A 16,907-nucleotide genomic window follows, 5' to 3' on the forward strand; every position below is an offset into this window, starting at 1 on the left:
CAAACCTCCCTAGAAAATGTAGTGTCCAGGCAAATGATTGGCTCTCAGGTGTTGAAATTCCCTTGTTGTATGTAGACAAGAAAAGTAGAAAAATATGCGATGAACCTAATGAGAAGCTAGGTTCACCGCATATTTAGTTTAAACAGAAACGCACATCATTAACGTTTTGAAACTTTGATGATGATCGGAACTGGATTACTAAATCCTTCGAAGTTTGCATAGAGGACAACTACGTGATCATAGTCATCTCGTTTAAGCGTCAAGTTATTTCCTTGAATCGTTACGAGATCCGGATGAGAACTACTCCATCCTGTGATTTTACGTTCTCCGATACCCAGTAAGCCAATACCACCATATTTATCTGGCAGTGTGATGGTATTTTGATTCCCAGTGAGACCATTGAGGACCGGTTTCAGAACGTCTCCAAGTAAGTCAAGTAACCCACCGAGTAGACCACCATTAGGGCGTTGAATAGCAAGATTCAACGTTTCTGACGTCCCTCCAGATGTTGCTGTCAGTGTGAATGGCGTTGAACTAGAGTCGTTCAAGATGGCACCTGTGCTACTTAATAACGATGGTGCACTCGAAGTCCAAGTAACCGCTGAACCATTCAATGAAGTCGGAAGGTTGAGGTTGTAACCGACGTTCAGCGTACCGACGCTCGACTTGATTTTAGCGATATCATTTTTAAACGATAGCCCCAGATTAGCTGCGACTGTTCCTGCGAATGTTTTCGTTTTCGTGATACCACCTTTTGTGACGCTTGCTTTGAGTGTGAAGTTTTGTAAGTTCAATGCCCCTTTCACGACACCGTCGTTCGAGATGACGTCCGGATTGTTTGAAGTCCATTGAACCGCAATTCCTTTCGAACTACTCGGTAAATTGACGTTACCCGTTAAATTCAATAGATTCAGATTGATTGCATTCAGCGCAGCATCTAGCTCTGCTGAAAGACTGAGTGGCACAAGAATATTCGTAAACGTCCGCGATTTCGTGATGCCGTCTTTAGAGACGTTAACCGTCACAGAAATCGTTTTATCGACATCTGGTGGAGTCAGAATACCTGAGTTCGATAAAATATTTGGGTCTGACGCACTGATTGATAAGTTTACACCAGCTGGTGGTGTGAGCGACAAGTTCGTTGTCAACGGACTGCTAATTGTCAAACCAGACAGGTAAAGATCAAGTAATTCATCTGTCGTTGCATCTTGTTTTGGAACCGTTAAGTTCCAGAAATCACGTGATTTCGTGATACCGTCTTTTGTGACCGAGACGACGATCGAGACGGTTTGATCCGTCATACCGCGTGTGACGACACCTGTGTCTGAGATGACGCTAGGTTTAGTTGATGTGATGGAAACCGTAGCACCCGGAAGTGCTGGAAGAACGATATTTTTCGTCACTGGACTCTTGATATCGAGTTTATCGAGATAATCTTGCAACAGGCTATCTGTCGCATTGTCGACTTTCGGGACGAGGATGTTCGGGAAGCTCTTCGTTTTCGTCAAGCTGCCTTTCGTCGCGCGTAACGTCAAGTCGACTTGTTTATCTTCCATTCCGCGTTTGACGATTCCGCTGCTTGAGACAACGGCTTCATTCGACGAAATCAGCGAGAACGAGATTCCTTCAGCCGTTGGTAATGTGATATTCGTTTTGAGTGGATTGGCGATTGTGAAGTTCTGAAGCGTGAAGTCGATTAACTCTTCATCCGATAAATCTTTTCGTGGAACGAGGATGTTCGAGAACGATTTGCTTTCCGTCACACCGCCGAATGTCGCCTTGATCACAAAATTGACGGTTTGATCGGTCGCGCCACGCGTGACTTTTCCGCTGCTAGAGACAGCTGAGTTGTCTGAATCGACCGCGAACGAGACACCATCGACTTCTGGGAACTCGATGTCACTTAATAGGGGATTCGAGACGTTGATGACGAGAAGTAATTTTTGAAGCAATTCTCGTTTTTGTTCATCCGTTGGTTCCGTGATCGGTTTTTTAATCGTAATCGTGACGGATTTCGTTTTTTTCGAACCTGACAGGATGTAGACCGTGTAGTCTCCTGGTGCGAGTTCCTGACTAGTCACGTAGTAGTGACCTTTTTTGTCGAGCTTGAGATACATCTTCGTGCTCTCACCCGTCTTTTTATCCGTAATGACGAGGTAGCTCTTCATACCTTTTGCTTCATAGAGAATTTTGCCGGTTGCCCGGATTTTTTTCCCGTACGAGACGAGATAGTACTTCTGCATCGACTGAACGACATCGGATACTTTCAGCTTGGCAGCCCCGTAGATTTCGAGGTTGCGTCCGACTGTCGAATACGTCAGATTTTTCGTACCGAATGAAGCTGTTGAGACCTTACTCCATTTGAGCGGATACGAGTAGCGTTGTCCACCCTCGAAAATCGTTGAAAGACGTGTCGGCAAGTTCGCTGGTTGATTCTTTCCGACGGTCATGACATTCGGAGCAAGTACCTTCGCTGGATAGTTTTTGACTTTGACATACCAGTACGCATTTTTTGATGTACCATAGACATCTCCCTTGATCTTCTGTTTCTTTCCGATGTACTTCTTATCAAAGCTGACCTTACTCCATTTGACGGATCGATACGCATACTTCCCGTTCGAGAGCTTGACCTTGACGGATTTTGGATACGTCAATTTCTTCTTGGCATACTTCACGCCACCGTAGTGAACGAGATACTTCGGTGAGTAGACGGTCTTTACGCTACTCGAAGAAGCGGCAGAAGCACCCAATGGGGTCAACCCATAAGACAGAATGAGAAGAAGACTCAGAACAATTGCCAACCCTTTTTTCATCAATACAACCTCCTCTAAATCAATAGACTAAAGTGTGCATGGATGAACGTGCATCTCAGGTGTATAAAATAAAATTACCCTTTTATTATGGAAAATATGTAATATTTTTAACATAATTATATTAAATGGTATTTATTAGGCATCTAATATAGGTCAATTGACCTGAATCATTGGTATAGGTTAGTTTAAAACATGTAATTAATATTCAACAATTTAAGGAACATATACTCATAAAGTTTCAACGAATAGTAATTTTGGTCTAATTTTCAAATATATTACATACTTGTTTCTTTTATTTTCAAAAAGTACTAAATTCGGTCGTCCAGTGTATGAATTGAGTATTATTTCGAAATAAAGGTCATGAAAAAACGATAAAAATTGAATAAAAATGTAAAAATAAAAACTAAAAAGGAAAAATAGATAGAAAAAACCATTAAATCCATTATAATGAGATGAGGTATGAATGATGTATTCATGGAATGAACATAAAGAAAGAGGATGATCGAATGAAACGCATGACAACAACGGTACTTGCAGCAATGATCGCAGGCGCGACAGTATGTGCCGGAAGTGCAACGGCTGCTACGAAAGAGGAAACGAAGTATACGACGCAGTACACAAACTTAAAGACTGGTATGACGATGACGGAAGCAGCAAAAGTCTTATACGGTAAAGATTACAAAAAACAACTGGTGAAAAAGAGTGGCAGTACGGTTTTAAAGAAACAAGCGGAGTCGACGGAAATCTCGTATGGTCAAAAAACGAAGTTCTACTACTTCACGAATGGCAAGAACGGAGATAGCGATACGTCACTCATCTTCAAGACGAAAAAGAACAGTTCTGTCTATCGGTTGACTGGAAAATCGTTTGATATCTATCGTGAAAATACGAAGTCTGCCGCACGTGAAAGTACACGTAAGCTGGCAAAGGGTGCAAAGGTTAAAGAAGGAATGACTGCGAAGCAACTCGATGCGATTCTTTCTGGGACAGGTCTTGGGGAATGGACTGGACTCGAGGCGACGGATTGGTCGTCAATTCAATCGAAAGCGGACCTCGCTGCGATCGGTGCAGAGAAGTCATCGTATAAGACGTATGTTTTCCCGACTTCGACGGGTGGACGGAAGATGGTCCTCATGAGTTACGACTATAAGAAAAAAACCTTCAAAGTCGCAGATCATACGTCACTATGAATACATACAGGAGTCCATCTTTTGCTAGATGGACTCCTGTTGTCTAAGCGGAGCAGGAATTGACGAGATCGAGCAGATGAAATCATTTGGCTGAAGGAGGAATTCCCATGCAACACGACGAGTACTTGCACGAATATCTCATCTCACATCCGACGTTCGCAAAACCGACGATCAAAGCCTACCGTAGTGACGTCCGGCATATGGAACGTGCCGGTGTCTCGTGGTCGATCGCATCGCTCCAGCACTACTTCGATCAGATGCGTCTGAGCTATCAGCCGTCGACGATCCTGCGGCGCTTCCATGCCTTGCGCTCACTCGGGAATGTGCTTGTCCGAGCCGGGAGGTTGCAACGGAATCCCCTGCATGACGTGTCACCGATCACGCACCAACGTTTTCCGGACGAGACCTACTATGATTTACAAGAAGGGCTGTCAATCGTCCGCAGCATCGAGGACCCGATGTACCGTTTGTTTTTCGAAGTGATTTGCCAGACCGGTCTCCGCTTCACCGAAGCACGCCTCTTATCCGTTACGGATATCGATTTTAAGACGCATACGCTATTCGTCCGCTACGGCAAGGGACGTCGCCTGCGGACGATTCCGATCGGAATGATGCTGTCGCATCGTCTCCTACATTTCCTCGGTGAGCGCAAAGAGGGCATTCTGTTTCAGTCCGTGACCGGACGCCATCTGCACGAACAGACGGCGCGTCTCGTTCTCCGTGATGCAGCCTTGCGCTTGAGCGGCGCACCGCTCCGCCCGCATGCGCTCCGGATCGCATATGCGACCTATCTGCATCATGAAGGAGGCTGTACGATCGTTGAGATCCAGCGCTTACTCGGTCATGCGCATCCGACGACGACCGTCGGCTATATCCGGAGTCGTACGAACCGAATCCGGGAGATCCTCAATACGTTGTCGGCTTGAGTCGGTTGACCGAGGCACGATCAATATCGCTTGAAGGAAGGATATAGTGTTGGGTCGTCCGGACGTCCCGGTGACCGAGTAGACGCATGATCGTCAATACGTCCGTCTCATGTTCGTGGTAGAGCGTGGTCGCAAAGGTCACCCGAAGATCGTGCGGACGAAGAATCCGACCGAGCTGTGTCAGACTTGCTTCGCGTAACGTCGACCGAATCCGTTCTGCCGGGAAGCGACGACCCGTTTCCGTTGAAAACAATTCCTGCGAAGGGATGGAAGTCGTTTCAAGATAACGCAATAAGACGCGATGCAATTCGTCATGTAACGGCAGGTGACGCATGCGTCCTCCTTTTCCGTGACGAACGAATAGTTGCTTGGTGTCCCAATCGATATCCGTCCGGTGTAAAGCATGTGCCTCGGCGAAACGAAGTCCCGTATGGAGCAGTAAAAAGCAGAACGCGTAGATGGTCTCGTCCGTAATCCGTTCGAGGACGGACCGGACCTCATCATACGAAAAGCGGGGGCGTCGACGGGCAATCGGGGGATGACGTTTCGTTTGCGCGAGGGGATTGTGTGCTAAGGCGCGTTCAGTAACGAGTTGGTCGAACAGTGTCGACAGGGCGTGGAGACGACGAGCGACAGTCGTCGAAGCATACGACGTTCGCAGTAAGGTGCCGTACCGTTGCATCGAAGGAACATCGATTCGGGTCACGTTGCGACACAGATGACGGACGTCGCTGCGGTAAGCTTTTTTCGTCAATGGACTGTAGGGTCCTTGTTCGATCAACGTTAATAATCGTTCTTCATAGAACACCATCATCCGAGCAAATACTCGACTTTCTTACGGAGTTCGGATTTCAAGGACCGGAGCCGGGCGTGCGAGTACCCGAGCGTCTCTTCCGTCCCGTTCATCAACGACTCAAGAAACGTGAACTCCGTCGCCGATAAGTCACGCTTGAGTTCACTCATCAGATAGGTGAACGACAGGTGCGGGGTACGCGGGCGTTCCGGTAACGCGTCGGAGACGACTTCGGTCGCAAGCGTCCGGTTACGGGTCGCCAGGTAATCGAGCATCGCGCCTTTCGCGCGAATCCGAACGAAGGTGACGGTCAATGTCTTCCCGTCCTCGATCGATTTCCAGAGTCGGAGCAAGGCAGCTTGCCGGCATTCATCTTGTTCATTTGGGTGGATTGACAGGCGGGAGAGCAGGGAGTTGATAAGGGGAAGCCAGTTGCGAAGAAGTTCATTCATCGGAGGGAGTCCTTTTCGAGATATGCATATCTGCTATGTATTCCGCGGTAGTTTCAGTATAAGTAGAGTTATCCGATACAGCCATCTGATTTCATGCGGTTTTTCTCGATTAAAGAAGAGAATTTTTTCTGTATTGAAGGGTGAACGCATCGTAAAAGATGAGAAAACCGTTGGCACGATTCAAAAAAGTGACGTTGAAAGCCGAGGATAACTCTACTTATCCTCGGACGTGTTCGAAAAAAGTTTTATTTTTGGAAAAAGAAGGCAAATGTTGAGAATTTCATTATACTTATGAATAAGACGCCACTAAAAAGGAGAAACCACATATGAAAAAATTGATTGTCGGTCTTGCTGCGACCGTATTGTATTCTGCAACGTCGATGCATTCGTCGGCAGAAGTCAAAATGCCGTTCGTCACGTCACTCACTCCGTCATCCGCTTTTCAAGTCGTACCGGATGAGTCGCGTGTCTGGCGCTGGGGAACTTATGAAGCACCACGACTCTTCGATTTCGAGCAAGCGCGTGATTTGCAGGTGCTATCGACTGAAGAAGGAGCACCGATACAAGACTTTACGGTCTCGGACGATCAACAACGATTCGTCTTTGTGAAGGATCAGGTGCTTGAGGTACGTGACGCGACAGGAAACGTGCTACACGTCATCGATCAGATCAAGACACCTGCAGGAGCGCTCCAGTCGTTCACTCGTGCTCGCTTCTTCCCAGACTCACATCTCCTTGCTGTGAGCGCGAAACAAGAGGGGGTCGAGCAGACAGCCGTCTACGATTTAGATTCAGCAACCGTTCGTTTTGTCCAGGAGACGACAGGAGCAAAAGCGATTCGGACGTCGACTGCTTATTTAGCGATCATCCGTGAGACAAGCGTTGACGTCTACGAGAAAGACGGAACGCTCGCGAAACGTCTCACGCATCCATCCGGCTACGCCGCCTATGAGATGGGACGCGAGGGCACACTCGTACTCGCGAAGGCGAATGACCGCCGTCTACATGTCTATGATGGAGCACATCAATTCAAGGAAAGTACCTCCTCGCAGTTCATCACGGGGATGACCGGAACGTATAAAGATATCGCGGTCGACGAAAGTGGGAAGTTCATCGGTGCCTTGTATACGGGACGGGACGGTTACTTCGCCTTGTTTGAGAAAAACGGTCACCGGATCGAGACATCGCTGGATCGGGATGATTCCGTCAGTTACTCGTCGGTGCTCGGCATGACGAAAGGAGCCCGCTACCTTATCGCGAATGCCGATGGTGGTGAGCGGACGAACATGTACGATGGTCGCCTGCTCGTCGAGCGACCGGTCGCGCTTTCGATTCCGTCTTCCTTCAAGGAAGTGAAGGTCGGATCACCTGAGCCGCTTCTTCTCAACGTCACGCAAGCAGACGGCAAGAAAAAACAAGTCACGGCAAAAGTGAAGTGGGTTTCGGATCAACCGACGATCGCGAGCGTCTCGTCCGGAAAACTATACGGGAAAAAAGCGGGAGCCTACACGTTACGAGCATCCTACGGAGGCTACACTGCGACACTCAAAGGAAAAGTCATCCCGTTACCGAAGTTGTCGACTGTCTCCGACAGCAGTTGGTTGAAACGTCAAAAGCAGGCGATGCAAGAGAAGCAAGGGTTTGAAGGATCACCACGCGTCGGAGCTAGTTATGTCTCGTGGACAGGTACGTCCGGTAGCCTCGTTCAAACAGGAGAAAAGGTTCTCAACGGAAAGTGGAAAGGTCGTCATTTTGTAGCCCGTTATCCGCGCTTCGGCAGTCAAATCGATCGGATTGATCTCGTCACGCTCGCACCATCTCTTGAGAAACGGACGCTGACGAAAGCAGAAGTCAGCGCCGTGTTCGGGAAACCAACGTTCAAGGAAACGTATGCGACGTCCTACTCGCAACGCGTCGTCGAAGGCAAAACGACGCGCGCGACGTACGCGATCCGCAGCATCTACGAATATCGGATCGGACAAGTGACCTGCCAGTTCGCCTTTGACGCGAAAGGAACGGCACGGTTGATTCATGTGAATTAAACAGATGGATGGATTTGGAAAAATGAAGGAGTTGTGTTAGGGTAACGGTAATCCACGACAAAGGAGGAACATCGAATGAAATGGATGAAAGGATGTATGGCACTACTACTAGTGCTTGTATTACTTGTTCCAATGACGGTTGATGCGAAAACGATGTCGAATGCCGCGTACTTGAAAAAACAATTCGCAGCAGCAGAAAAAGGAACCTTGCTTGAGGCAAAGGCGAAGCTGTATGATCGTTTCACGATTAAAGGAAAGGACGCCAGCTATGGGGTCGATCAGACCGATTGTTGTGTCTTCGGGAAGTTGAAAGGAACGTATCTGTATTCCGATTTTCGGTTTAGTGCGAAGTACCCGGAGCATGTCGGAGTCTTGATGACGTTACCGCAGCTCAACGACCGTAAAATTAAGCTGAGTGAGGTCAAACAGGCGCTCGGGAAACCGAGTCAACACGAAACGCTACAAAAGGATGAAGTTCCAGCAAAGATGAGCTTTCAAATTAAAAAAGAAGAATATCTCCGATTCGAACAAAAGGGTACGTACTATTACAACGTAAGTAAAAAAGCCTTGCTGTGGTTTGACTACGATACTAAAGGCTATGTCCGCGCATTTGGTGTTTCAGCGACGGATCGATGAAGGAGAGTACGCAATATAAAACACGTCATCAGTCTACTGGATGCCATCTATCGATGGTGTCTGGTAGCTTTTTTTGTAGTGAACGAGGTGAAAACAGGCTTATTTCTTGAAGGAATAGTTTCTTAAATAATTAATATGGTTAGCTTTATAAAGTGGTGAAAGAATGGTATATTTTTGAATAATCTATCAGTTATATCAACAAGGATGGTGCAAATTTTGAAAAAGAATATGATGAGGTATACGGTGATTGCAATCATCGTACTGTTTGTTGCTGCCATAGCCATTCGTTACATGTATCCGTATAGCACTCTCAGCATCAACAAAAAAGTTGAAGTGGATTCGGACCAAATAACGAGTCGTTATCACAACAACCTTCAAAAGTTGTCTTCACACGTTCCGACTCTGTCGGAAGATGAAGAATACAATGAAAAAATAAAGGCGCAGGTGGAGAACGTCCTCGCTTCTTCTGCATTAAATGAGAAAGATGTACGTAAAGCGGATGTACTACAATTATTGAATGACATGAACGGTTTAGTGAAAAGCATAGGACATCACGTCAGATATCAACCAGAGTATTTTAATGAAAAGCAGCGATCGTATCTGATTGCATTCAAAAATCATCTTCAAGCGAACTCCTATAATACGAATCAAATCATCGAATACTCCTTTTCAAGCAACGATGAAATCGTCACTTCGATTCATGAGTTGTACAAAGGGATGAATCAAGACATCGAAGCCTTGTTACAACTGAGTTGAATCATTTTTACATCAAAGTAAAGCATCTGTGTCCATTTTAATGATGGATACAGATGCTTTTATTTTTATCGGTGTGAAACTAGAAGTTCCTACCTTGTGCTGCAGAATACGCGACGAAAGGATATAACTACGTAACTCCACATCATCGTACAGTTTACTGACATATAGTATATAAAACTTAATATTAATGAACGAGATATAATGTTGTCACTGCTTGTTCTGATTGTAGAATCAAATCATTCGTCTGATCATCTAATAAAACAGGAACGTCATTTGATTGCTTTTCTTGCTGAGTCAACTCTTGATTGATTAATTTATAAAGTATGGCAACTAGCTTGATATTTGTGTCGACTAGCATTTTTTCTTCTTGCGTATATGAAGCATAATCCGTATTACGCGCTACTAAAGTTTCAAATTCGTATACTTGCTTACGATAAATTTTGTGAATCATATTTAGATGAATTTCCATTTTAGTCGCCAGTACGTCTAGTCGTATTAAAAAATCGATTGATTTTCTGATGGATCTATTGATTTCGTTCACTTCTCGTTCAATTTCCAAAGCTTTTTCTAAATTTGAGTTATTTTTTAACTCTTTAAATATAGAGCCCATTGCTAAAAATTGGCCAATAAAGGGAATCACCAATATAGTTATAAAATATTGATGAATCTCTATTTGAAATGTTTTGAACTTTTGGAAATCATAAAAAGTGAGTTTAGGTAAAGTAAAAGATTCATTCGCTTTTTGTTCAAACTCTGGTCGGTTTTTAAGTTGTTCAAATGCGTTTGAAAACCGTTGAAAACTTTTAAAAATTTTAACCTCGAGTTTTTCAAGTTTTTCTATTTGTTCTGCCGTTTCTTTTTTGACATGAACCAGATTACTTTTACACCTATTATATTCAGCCTCAGAGTTTTGAACGATTTGCTGAGGTGCTTTAAGTTGCTGTACCTTTTGTTTAATACTTTTTGATTCTGATTTGAGTTTTTTTGTGATAAACGAAAATGGCATGTTATATACAGCTCCTTCTATTTAAAGCACTATTAAAACGTATGCATCATACGCCTAACTTTATATGACAGGATGATTTGATTTTATGAAGAAATCATAATTTAAATTGAAGCGTGCTAGTAGAGTCGTTCATAAAATCTGTTAATCCATCGATTGTCCCGTCGTAAGAAAGATGAATGTTATATTTTTGAACAATATCTGTTAGCGTTCGGTTGATTTCTAAATCGGAATGCGCGATAGTTAGTTGTAGTGCAATTTCGTGCGTCATTTCAACTCGTTTCGAAAGATGATGGAAATCTATTTTTTCAAGTGTCGCTACATACTCAAGTAAGTCCGTATTGATTTTTTTGAAGTTTTCTAATTTGTAATCCATTGAAGACTTTGATTGATTTAGCCAATCCATGATCTTTTTTACATTTTTCGAATGTTCAATGTAGTAAATCAAGCTGACACTTACTAAACCTGTGACGCTAGCACCGACGAAGGTCGTCAATACATCACCGACAATCGGAATGTTGAGTGCAGGAATCTTTCGCATAGCTTCCACAACAACTGTTCCTAAGACCACAGAAGCACCGGTAGAAATGAGGATAGCGACAGACTTCATGACTTCACCAGGTGGTAAGTTTTGCGGGTTAAGTATTAATATTTTCAAAGCTTCCACAATAGTAGAGAAACTTTCACGGATGATCTTGACTGTATTTTTGGCAGTTGTAACGAATATATTGATCAAGGTATTTGCTAACGATGATAAAATTCCTGATAATAGACCATCTTTAAATCCATGAATAATTTCTTTATATTTTTGACTGATACGCTTAAAGGCGCTCTTTACGATATGTGCTGTTTCTTTAAAAAATAATTGTAAATCGAATGAAGCGCGCATTTTTTTGATAAAAGGTGGTAATTCTGCTTTTACGATCATTACAAGCTCACCTAAAATCACACCCAGCGCCTGACGTAATCCCATCTTAATACCAAGTGCATAACTGGATTGAATCGTGTCATTTAAAAATTTAGTACTCGTGTAATATTTACTCTTCAACTGCTTCTCGTAGTTATCCCGTGCTTTTTTCTCTGCAGCTGCCATCCTTTTCGCATCAACGGATTCCAACTGAGTAAGTTTGTTTAATTCCTTTTTCTCCCGATTATCGAGTGAAGTTTGATTGGAAAGTTCGTTTATTCGTTCTTGTCTTTCTGGTCTCATTTGATCGAGTGAATCAGTGAATTGTTCCGTTGTCTTCGCGCCTTTCGAACGATTGATGGAACGATTCGTATGCTTGAGGTTCATCGATTGATTGGCAAGTTCAACACCATCTGCATCAGCTAAAATTCGACCAGCATCTCCTTGAATTTCTTTCGCAGAAATGACATGGTCTAGATCAATCTTTTCATTTTGAGAAATTCTTTTTCCTGTATAGGCATCCTGTAAAATCCCTTGTTCTTTTTTGATAGCACCTTCTCTGTTGCGATTGATGTAGTTTTTGTGACTGTGGTATTTAGCAGATGTTGATTTATCATAGCTACTCTGGGTTTCGTAATCATACTGATTGTTCTTATTGGCATACCCTTCGAATTGAGAATCACCCTTTTGAATAGCTCTTACGTTATGAATAGTATCGACATCTCCGCCATGACGATCTTTTACGAACAGAAGATCTAATCCAAATGAAGTAATTAAACTTCTAATAATGACCTCTTGATATTGATCTAACAGACTCCTTACCGGTGATTTTTCTAAAGTATCTGCAGGTGTATTAGTCTTTAAATTTTGAATAATACCGTACGTTTCAATTGTATTCATATAACACCTCATTCTATTTTTGATATGGGAAAGTATAGAACGAATCATTTTTATCATTTGTAGCTTCTGGATTCAGCTAAATCAAAGAAGGAGGTAAGTATCCGGTGTTCAATTCGGAAACTTATCTCCTTTAATAACAACTATTCAAGCTATTCTTTCATGTAATTTAAAATCAAAAATTAAGATAAAAAGAAAGCATCTAACTCTTCGTGATTGTGAAGGATATTGGAAGAGGGGACGTTTAACTCTTCAGCTAATTCAATTGAAGCTGCTGCGATAGATGCTGAGTTTGCTTCCATATCAAAGGCAGCGTCAATTAGAGAATGATAACGTGAAAAAGTAGCGTTAATCTTTTCGATCAATTGGCGATACGCTGAATCCATTTGCCGTAGAAGAGAATCCGAATAAGCGTCTAACACTTTTTTCAAAGCCTCTTCGCGCTGGCCAAGCTTTCCTTTTGCGAATTTCCAAATAAAATCAGTAGCAACCGTTCCAATAACAGCACCTAAAAGTGGTATCGGAATTAGTGCCTGTCCTAATGCAGCACCAATTGCTGTAACACCTGCTTCAAAACAAATAATTTGTCCCTCAGTTAAAACTTCATCAGCTTCGATTTCTCCAGCGTAGTATTGCTTAAATAAAGAAGTCATACCAAACGCAGCACTTGTGACTGCTCCTGCAAAAGGTGCCGAAAGGGCAGTGGTGTTTGTAAGAGTATAGATTGATCCAGCAGTTATTCCAGCGCGAAGACCGTTCTTTCCAGCATCCAAACCGAGTTCTTTCCAATCTTCCGAATTAAGATGGGATAGCGCTTTTCCTTCTTTTTTCTTGCTATATAGTCCTTTAAATAATGATAAAGAAGCTGTTACAGTAGCAGCGCTACCGGCGACCTTTAATCCTTCTCCAACAGAAGGACCGCGCATAGCATTTGTAGCTTTTGTTTTTTCTTTCGCTTTACGATCAATTTCTTTTTTAATCTCGTGGTTTTGATCGACTATATCATCTTGATGATTAGTCACTGTTTCAAATACTTTACCAAGTTGTACCTCATCATAATTTGAAATCGAGGGATGGCACATGTCAGAGAAAGAACGACCTGATAGAGCTTCTAACTTATTAACTTTATTTAAAATTGATTGTGCGGACTTTGCTGAAAGTGATTCTGGTACAATACCATTTCGTATCTGTTCAATTAAAGCAAATTGATCTTTAGGAATCATGTAATCAATAGAAGAGTCCTGGTATGTTTGAAGATGCTTAGCAACATGACTCAACGTATTTCCTGTTCCGTTAATGAATTTTGATTGGATTTTGACACCATTTAGTATGAAATCTTCTGGTGCCGTTCGTCCTACACCATCGAATGTAGCATCCGCATTTAATCCAAGTAGTGTATTTTTTGCATTCCTTACATTTACTTCGAGGTGCTCTGCAACCTCTCCATGCTTTGTTCGAAGCGTACCTAAAATGTTTTGTGGAGAAGATAGAAACTGACGCATTTTGGATAAATGAATTAATGCATTTTCAAAATTAATATCTTGTTGTGATTGAGATTTGAGTTGATCTTTAATGATTTGATCAATTTGATTATTGAGATATGACTGTTTGAATGTATTAAATCCGTCTACACCAGAAGCAATAAATTGATCTTTGATTGTTTGGTCCATGATTTATCCGATCGCTTTCATGAATAAGGCAGATAGGCTATGAGCATTATTAACGATTGCAAGTAACTTATTCTTTTGATCAGAAGTGAACGAAGTATAAGATGTAATGTCTTGTGCGCCGCGAGTAAATTGATGGAACATCATATAAAGTTCATTTGCTAGTCGTTTTGTTGCGCCATCTAGCTCTATGATTTCACGAGTAATTGCCTGTAATTTTTTCTTCTCGGCTGTAATCTTTATTCGTTCTGAATCTGCTTTAATTGCAGCCTCCTTATTTTTCTTACTTGCAAAAATACCTCCGGTAATCAGTGTGGCTGCTCCAATAGTCCAACCGATAGGACCTGCCAAAGCTAATAAAGCACTGCCACCTGCCATACCACTTCCACCAATAGTAAGGGCACCTCCACCTAGCCATGCAAGAGCAGCATTTGTTGCTGCAACACCACTAAGGCCTGAAATGGCTGCTCCAGTAGACGCTGTACCAAACGTAGTGGCGATCGCCATAGCAGCCGTTGGCGCGAATGCTGCTGTCGCTACACCTGCGGCTACACCGGCAGCAGTACCTCCACCAGCAATTTTGAGCATAGTTTTCTCGTCATATTCAATTTCACTGAGTACTTTAAAACTGGAAAGGTTAACTTTGATTTCCTCTAATTCTTTTTCAAATTCTTTTGGTGTATTTGCAAGACTGTTAACATATTGCTCAATACTATCGATGACAACGACTGAATTGTTTCGTGTTTCATGAAGTTTAATCGCTTCGGTTGTTGTTTCTTTACCAGCAAATTCATAATCAGCTATTTCATTTTCTAATTTGCGAATTGCATCTTTTTTTAATGTTGTATTTAGCATGTTCATCCTCCTAACAATATATGCTAATTCTATAAAAATAAGTATTTAATTTCCTGTATTTTTACCTTAAAAAGTAAATGATTTTTCGATAATCTGTAAATACGAAATATTTTTTATAGGGTTAAAGATAAATTACAGCTAAACATAGTGAATATTCAGTTGAAATTAAAAAAAGAATAAATGATTTGATGACCAAAGTTATATTATTTTTATTTTGTGAAATATTTTTAAATCAATTTATTGGTAGTTATATTGATTATTTAAAACAATAGTTAATTAAAAAAGATATTTTTTAGTGTTTAATTTTAATTATTATCGTGTAAACGATTCCATGATACGCTAGGGAACAGAAAAACCTGTTCAGAAAGAAGGAATTCCTATGCATATTCTTGTCATCGATGATGAGGCGAGCATCCGGCATCTCGTCAAACTACAACTTGAGCTCGATGGTCAGACGGTCGAGACGGCAGCGGACGGGGCAACGGCACTCGCATTGCAAGAGACGCAGACGTTTGATTTGATCGTCCTCGATTTGATGCTCCCGGATACGACCGGCTTCGATTTGATTCCCAAGCTGCGGAAGACGACACCTGATTTACCGATCTTGATGCTGACAGCACGTGATCAAATGAATGATAAGATCATCGGTCTGCAGCTCGGAGCGGATGATTATATGACGAAACCGTTTAATGGAACAGAGCTCGTTTTACGTGTGAAAAATCTGTTGAAACGTGTAAAGACGGTCGCACCACCCATGCCTGTCGTGACGGATCCCTTCTTATCGGTTGATCCGGAAGAACGCGTCATTCGTCTCGATGGTCAACCGTTGCCGCTGACGTACCGAGAGTATGCGTTGCTCGCACTCTTCCTGACCCATCCGAAACGGGTCTTCGAGCGTGACGAACTGCTCGAACAGGTCTGGGGCTTTGACTTCTCCGGTCAGACCCGTGCCGTCGATATTATGGTCCAGCGTTTACGGAAGAAACTCGGAGCGCAAGGGGAGCGGATCAAGACGATTTACGGTGTCGGCTACAAATGGGTCGACGCATGAAGCTACGTCAAGTCATCACGGAAAACTTCGTTTTGCTCCTCGTTCCGGCACTGCTCGTTCTCTTCTTGATTCTTTATGCCTTCATCCAATCGAACCTCTATGAGAACGCCGTCGAGTCTGTCCAAAAACTGAGTCGGGAAGCAGAACTCTATACGACGAACTATCTCGCGAGCGAAGAGACGGACTCGCTCGCCGATACGGCTGTCCCAATCGCTTCATACTTAGCAGACCGGTTTGACGCGCGCGTCCAACTGTTCGGACCGAATGCGGAACTACTCGCCGATTCGGAGCGCGATCAATTACCGCTTCTCGCAGGGGACATTGATCAAGCCTTAAAAGGAAAATCGAGTTATCTGTTCCTCAAAGAGACCGATGTTCCTGTACTATTCTTCTCGAGCCCGCTGTATGGTGAGACAGACGTCATCGGTTCAGTCCGCTTTCTCGTCGATCTCCGGACGGAAGCGGAACTGCTTCGACAATTTACCTATGTCTTCACCGGTGTGTTTCTGATGTTGATTGTGATTGCCGTTTGGACGGCCCGTCGAATGGCGAAGACGTTAATCGGACCAATCGACGATTTACGTAGCGTCTCGCATGCCTTGACGAAGGGGCATTATGCAAACGCACTTCCAGCCTATCCATACGAAGAACTGAATCGACTGGCAGCGGACTTTTCGACGCTTGCTGACGCGATTCAGCACAACATCGGGCAGTTGGAGCGACAACGAAACGACCAACAGACGTTCATTGATCACATTACCCATGAACTCCGGACGCCGATGACGGCGATCATGGGCTATGTCGAGTTGATCCCGAAACTACCGCCGGACGAAGCGGCACACTGTTATCACTACATCGAAGTCGAGAGCCAGCGCTTATTGCGACTCGTCTCACACAATCTTGAACCTGTCTCTTATAC

General features: G+C 43.3%; 14 protein-coding genes. 7 read left to right on the forward strand and 7 right to left on the reverse strand.

Features of this window, described 5'->3' with window-relative positions:
* Window positions 1–158 precede the first annotated feature (158 nt).
* Entirely contained in the window at window positions 159–2,813 is a 2,655-nt protein-coding gene (locus F8N00_RS01880) for an immunoglobulin-like domain-containing protein (protein WP_421017655.1), read from the reverse strand.
* 506 nt (window positions 2,814–3,319) lie between these two features.
* Between F8N00_RS01880 and F8N00_RS01885 the strand changes: the two genes are divergently transcribed.
* Both F8N00_RS01885 and F8N00_RS01890 read left to right on the forward strand, forming a co-directional pair.
* Complete coding sequence (locus F8N00_RS01885) at window positions 3,320–4,003, forward strand: hypothetical protein (RefSeq protein ID WP_421017656.1); 684 nt, start codon at window positions 3,320–3,322, stop codon at window positions 4,001–4,003.
* Window positions 4,004–4,110: 107 nt separating this feature from the next.
* A complete protein-coding gene (locus F8N00_RS01890) occupies window positions 4,111–4,929 on the forward strand; it encodes a tyrosine-type recombinase/integrase (protein WP_421017657.1) in 819 nt (272 codons plus the stop codon).
* Here the strand turns inward: F8N00_RS01890 and F8N00_RS01895 are convergent.
* On the reverse strand, window positions 4,910–5,743 hold the full coding sequence (locus tag F8N00_RS01895) for a tyrosine-type recombinase/integrase (RefSeq protein WP_421017658.1): 834 nt from the start codon (window positions 5,741–5,743) through the stop codon (window positions 4,910–4,912). The genes F8N00_RS01890 and F8N00_RS01895 overlap by 20 nt on opposite strands.
* Entirely contained in the window at window positions 5,740–6,174 is a 435-nt protein-coding gene (locus F8N00_RS01900) for a sigma factor (RefSeq protein ID WP_421017659.1), read from the reverse strand. Before F8N00_RS01900 ends, F8N00_RS01895 begins: the two co-directional genes overlap by 4 nt.
* 326 nt (window positions 6,175–6,500) lie before the next feature.
* Between F8N00_RS01900 and F8N00_RS01905 the strand changes: the two genes are divergently transcribed.
* The 3 genes from F8N00_RS01905 (at window position 6,501) to F8N00_RS01915 (ending at window position 9,608) form a co-directional block, all read left to right on the forward strand.
* Window positions 6,501–8,216, forward strand: a complete 1,716-nt coding sequence (locus F8N00_RS01905) for a hypothetical protein (RefSeq protein WP_421017660.1) — start codon at window positions 6,501–6,503, stop codon at window positions 8,214–8,216.
* 75 nt (window positions 8,217–8,291) lie between these two features.
* Entirely contained in the window at window positions 8,292–8,852 is a 561-nt protein-coding gene (locus F8N00_RS01910; RefSeq protein WP_421017661.1) for a hypothetical protein, read from the forward strand.
* A 243-nt stretch (window positions 8,853–9,095) separates the two neighbouring features.
* Window positions 9,096–9,608 carry a hypothetical protein gene (locus F8N00_RS01915; protein WP_421017662.1) on the forward strand — a complete coding sequence of 171 codons (513 nt, stop codon included), beginning with the start codon at window positions 9,096–9,098 and terminating at the stop codon, window positions 9,606–9,608.
* A 184-nt stretch (window positions 9,609–9,792) separates the two neighbouring features.
* On the opposite strand, the gene F8N00_RS01920 is transcribed toward F8N00_RS01915, so the two are convergent.
* The 4 genes from F8N00_RS01920 to F8N00_RS01935 form a co-directional block, all read right to left on the reverse strand.
* Complete coding sequence (locus F8N00_RS01920) at window positions 9,793–10,614, reverse strand: hypothetical protein (protein ID WP_421017663.1); 822 nt, start codon at window positions 10,612–10,614, stop codon at window positions 9,793–9,795.
* 94 nt (window positions 10,615–10,708) lie between these two features.
* Window positions 10,709–12,418: a hypothetical protein gene (locus F8N00_RS01925; protein WP_421017664.1), complete on the reverse strand. Its 1,710-nt coding sequence runs from the start codon at window positions 12,416–12,418 to the stop codon at window positions 10,709–10,711.
* Between the two features lie 179 nt (window positions 12,419–12,597).
* The gene (locus F8N00_RS01930; RefSeq protein ID WP_421017665.1) at window positions 12,598–14,085 is read right to left on the reverse strand and encodes a hypothetical protein; all 1,488 of its coding nucleotides are present in this window, start codon (window positions 14,083–14,085) and stop codon (window positions 12,598–12,600) included.
* A 3-nt stretch (window positions 14,086–14,088) separates the two neighbouring features.
* Complete coding sequence (locus F8N00_RS01935) at window positions 14,089–14,937, reverse strand: hypothetical protein (protein ID WP_421017666.1); 849 nt, start codon at window positions 14,935–14,937, stop codon at window positions 14,089–14,091.
* A gap of 379 nt (window positions 14,938–15,316) precedes the next feature.
* Between F8N00_RS01935 and F8N00_RS01940 the strand changes: the two genes are divergently transcribed.
* Together F8N00_RS01940 and F8N00_RS01945 are read left to right on the forward strand one after the other, a co-directional pair.
* On the forward strand, window positions 15,317–15,988 hold the full coding sequence (locus F8N00_RS01940) for a response regulator transcription factor (protein WP_023469441.1): 672 nt from the start codon (window positions 15,317–15,319) through the stop codon (window positions 15,986–15,988).
* On the forward strand, window positions 15,985–16,907 hold a 923-nt coding region (locus F8N00_RS01945; protein ID WP_421017667.1), incomplete at its 3' end, for a histidine kinase dimerization/phospho-acceptor domain-containing protein. The genes F8N00_RS01940 and F8N00_RS01945, both read left to right, overlap by 4 nt.

This window comes from Exiguobacterium sp. A1_3_1 (assembly GCF_048985645.1).
GTDB lineage: Bacteria > Bacillota > Bacilli > Exiguobacteriales > Exiguobacteriaceae > Exiguobacterium_A > Exiguobacterium_A indicum.

Coding starts and splice junctions, on each gene's coding strand:
- F8N00_RS01880 (WP_421017655.1), bottom strand. CDS start 2,813: ATGAAAAAAGGGTTGGCAATTGTTCTGAGTCTTCTTCTCATTCTGTCT.
- F8N00_RS01885 (WP_421017656.1), top strand. CDS start 3,320: ATGAAACGCATGACAACAACGGTACTTGCAGCAATGATCGCAGGCGCG.
- F8N00_RS01890 (WP_421017657.1), top strand. CDS start 4,111: ATGCAACACGACGAGTACTTGCACGAATATCTCATCTCACATCCGACG.
- F8N00_RS01895 (WP_421017658.1), bottom strand. CDS start 5,743: ATGATGGTGTTCTATGAAGAACGATTATTAACGTTGATCGAACAAGGA.
- F8N00_RS01900 (WP_421017659.1), bottom strand. CDS start 6,174: ATGAATGAACTTCTTCGCAACTGGCTTCCCCTTATCAACTCCCTGCTC.
- F8N00_RS01905 (WP_421017660.1), top strand. CDS start 6,501: ATGAAAAAATTGATTGTCGGTCTTGCTGCGACCGTATTGTATTCTGCA.
- F8N00_RS01910 (WP_421017661.1), top strand. CDS start 8,292: ATGAAATGGATGAAAGGATGTATGGCACTACTACTAGTGCTTGTATTA.
- F8N00_RS01920 (WP_421017663.1), bottom strand. CDS start 10,614: ATGCCATTTTCGTTTATCACAAAAAAACTCAAATCAGAATCAAAAAGT.
- F8N00_RS01925 (WP_421017664.1), bottom strand. CDS start 12,418: ATGAATACAATTGAAACGTACGGTATTATTCAAAATTTAAAGACTAAT.
- F8N00_RS01930 (WP_421017665.1), bottom strand. CDS start 14,085: ATGGACCAAACAATCAAAGATCAATTTATTGCTTCTGGTGTAGACGGA.
- F8N00_RS01935 (WP_421017666.1), bottom strand. CDS start 14,937: ATGCTAAATACAACATTAAAAAAAGATGCAATTCGCAAATTAGAAAAT.
- F8N00_RS01940 (WP_023469441.1), top strand. CDS start 15,317: ATGCATATTCTTGTCATCGATGATGAGGCGAGCATCCGGCATCTCGTC.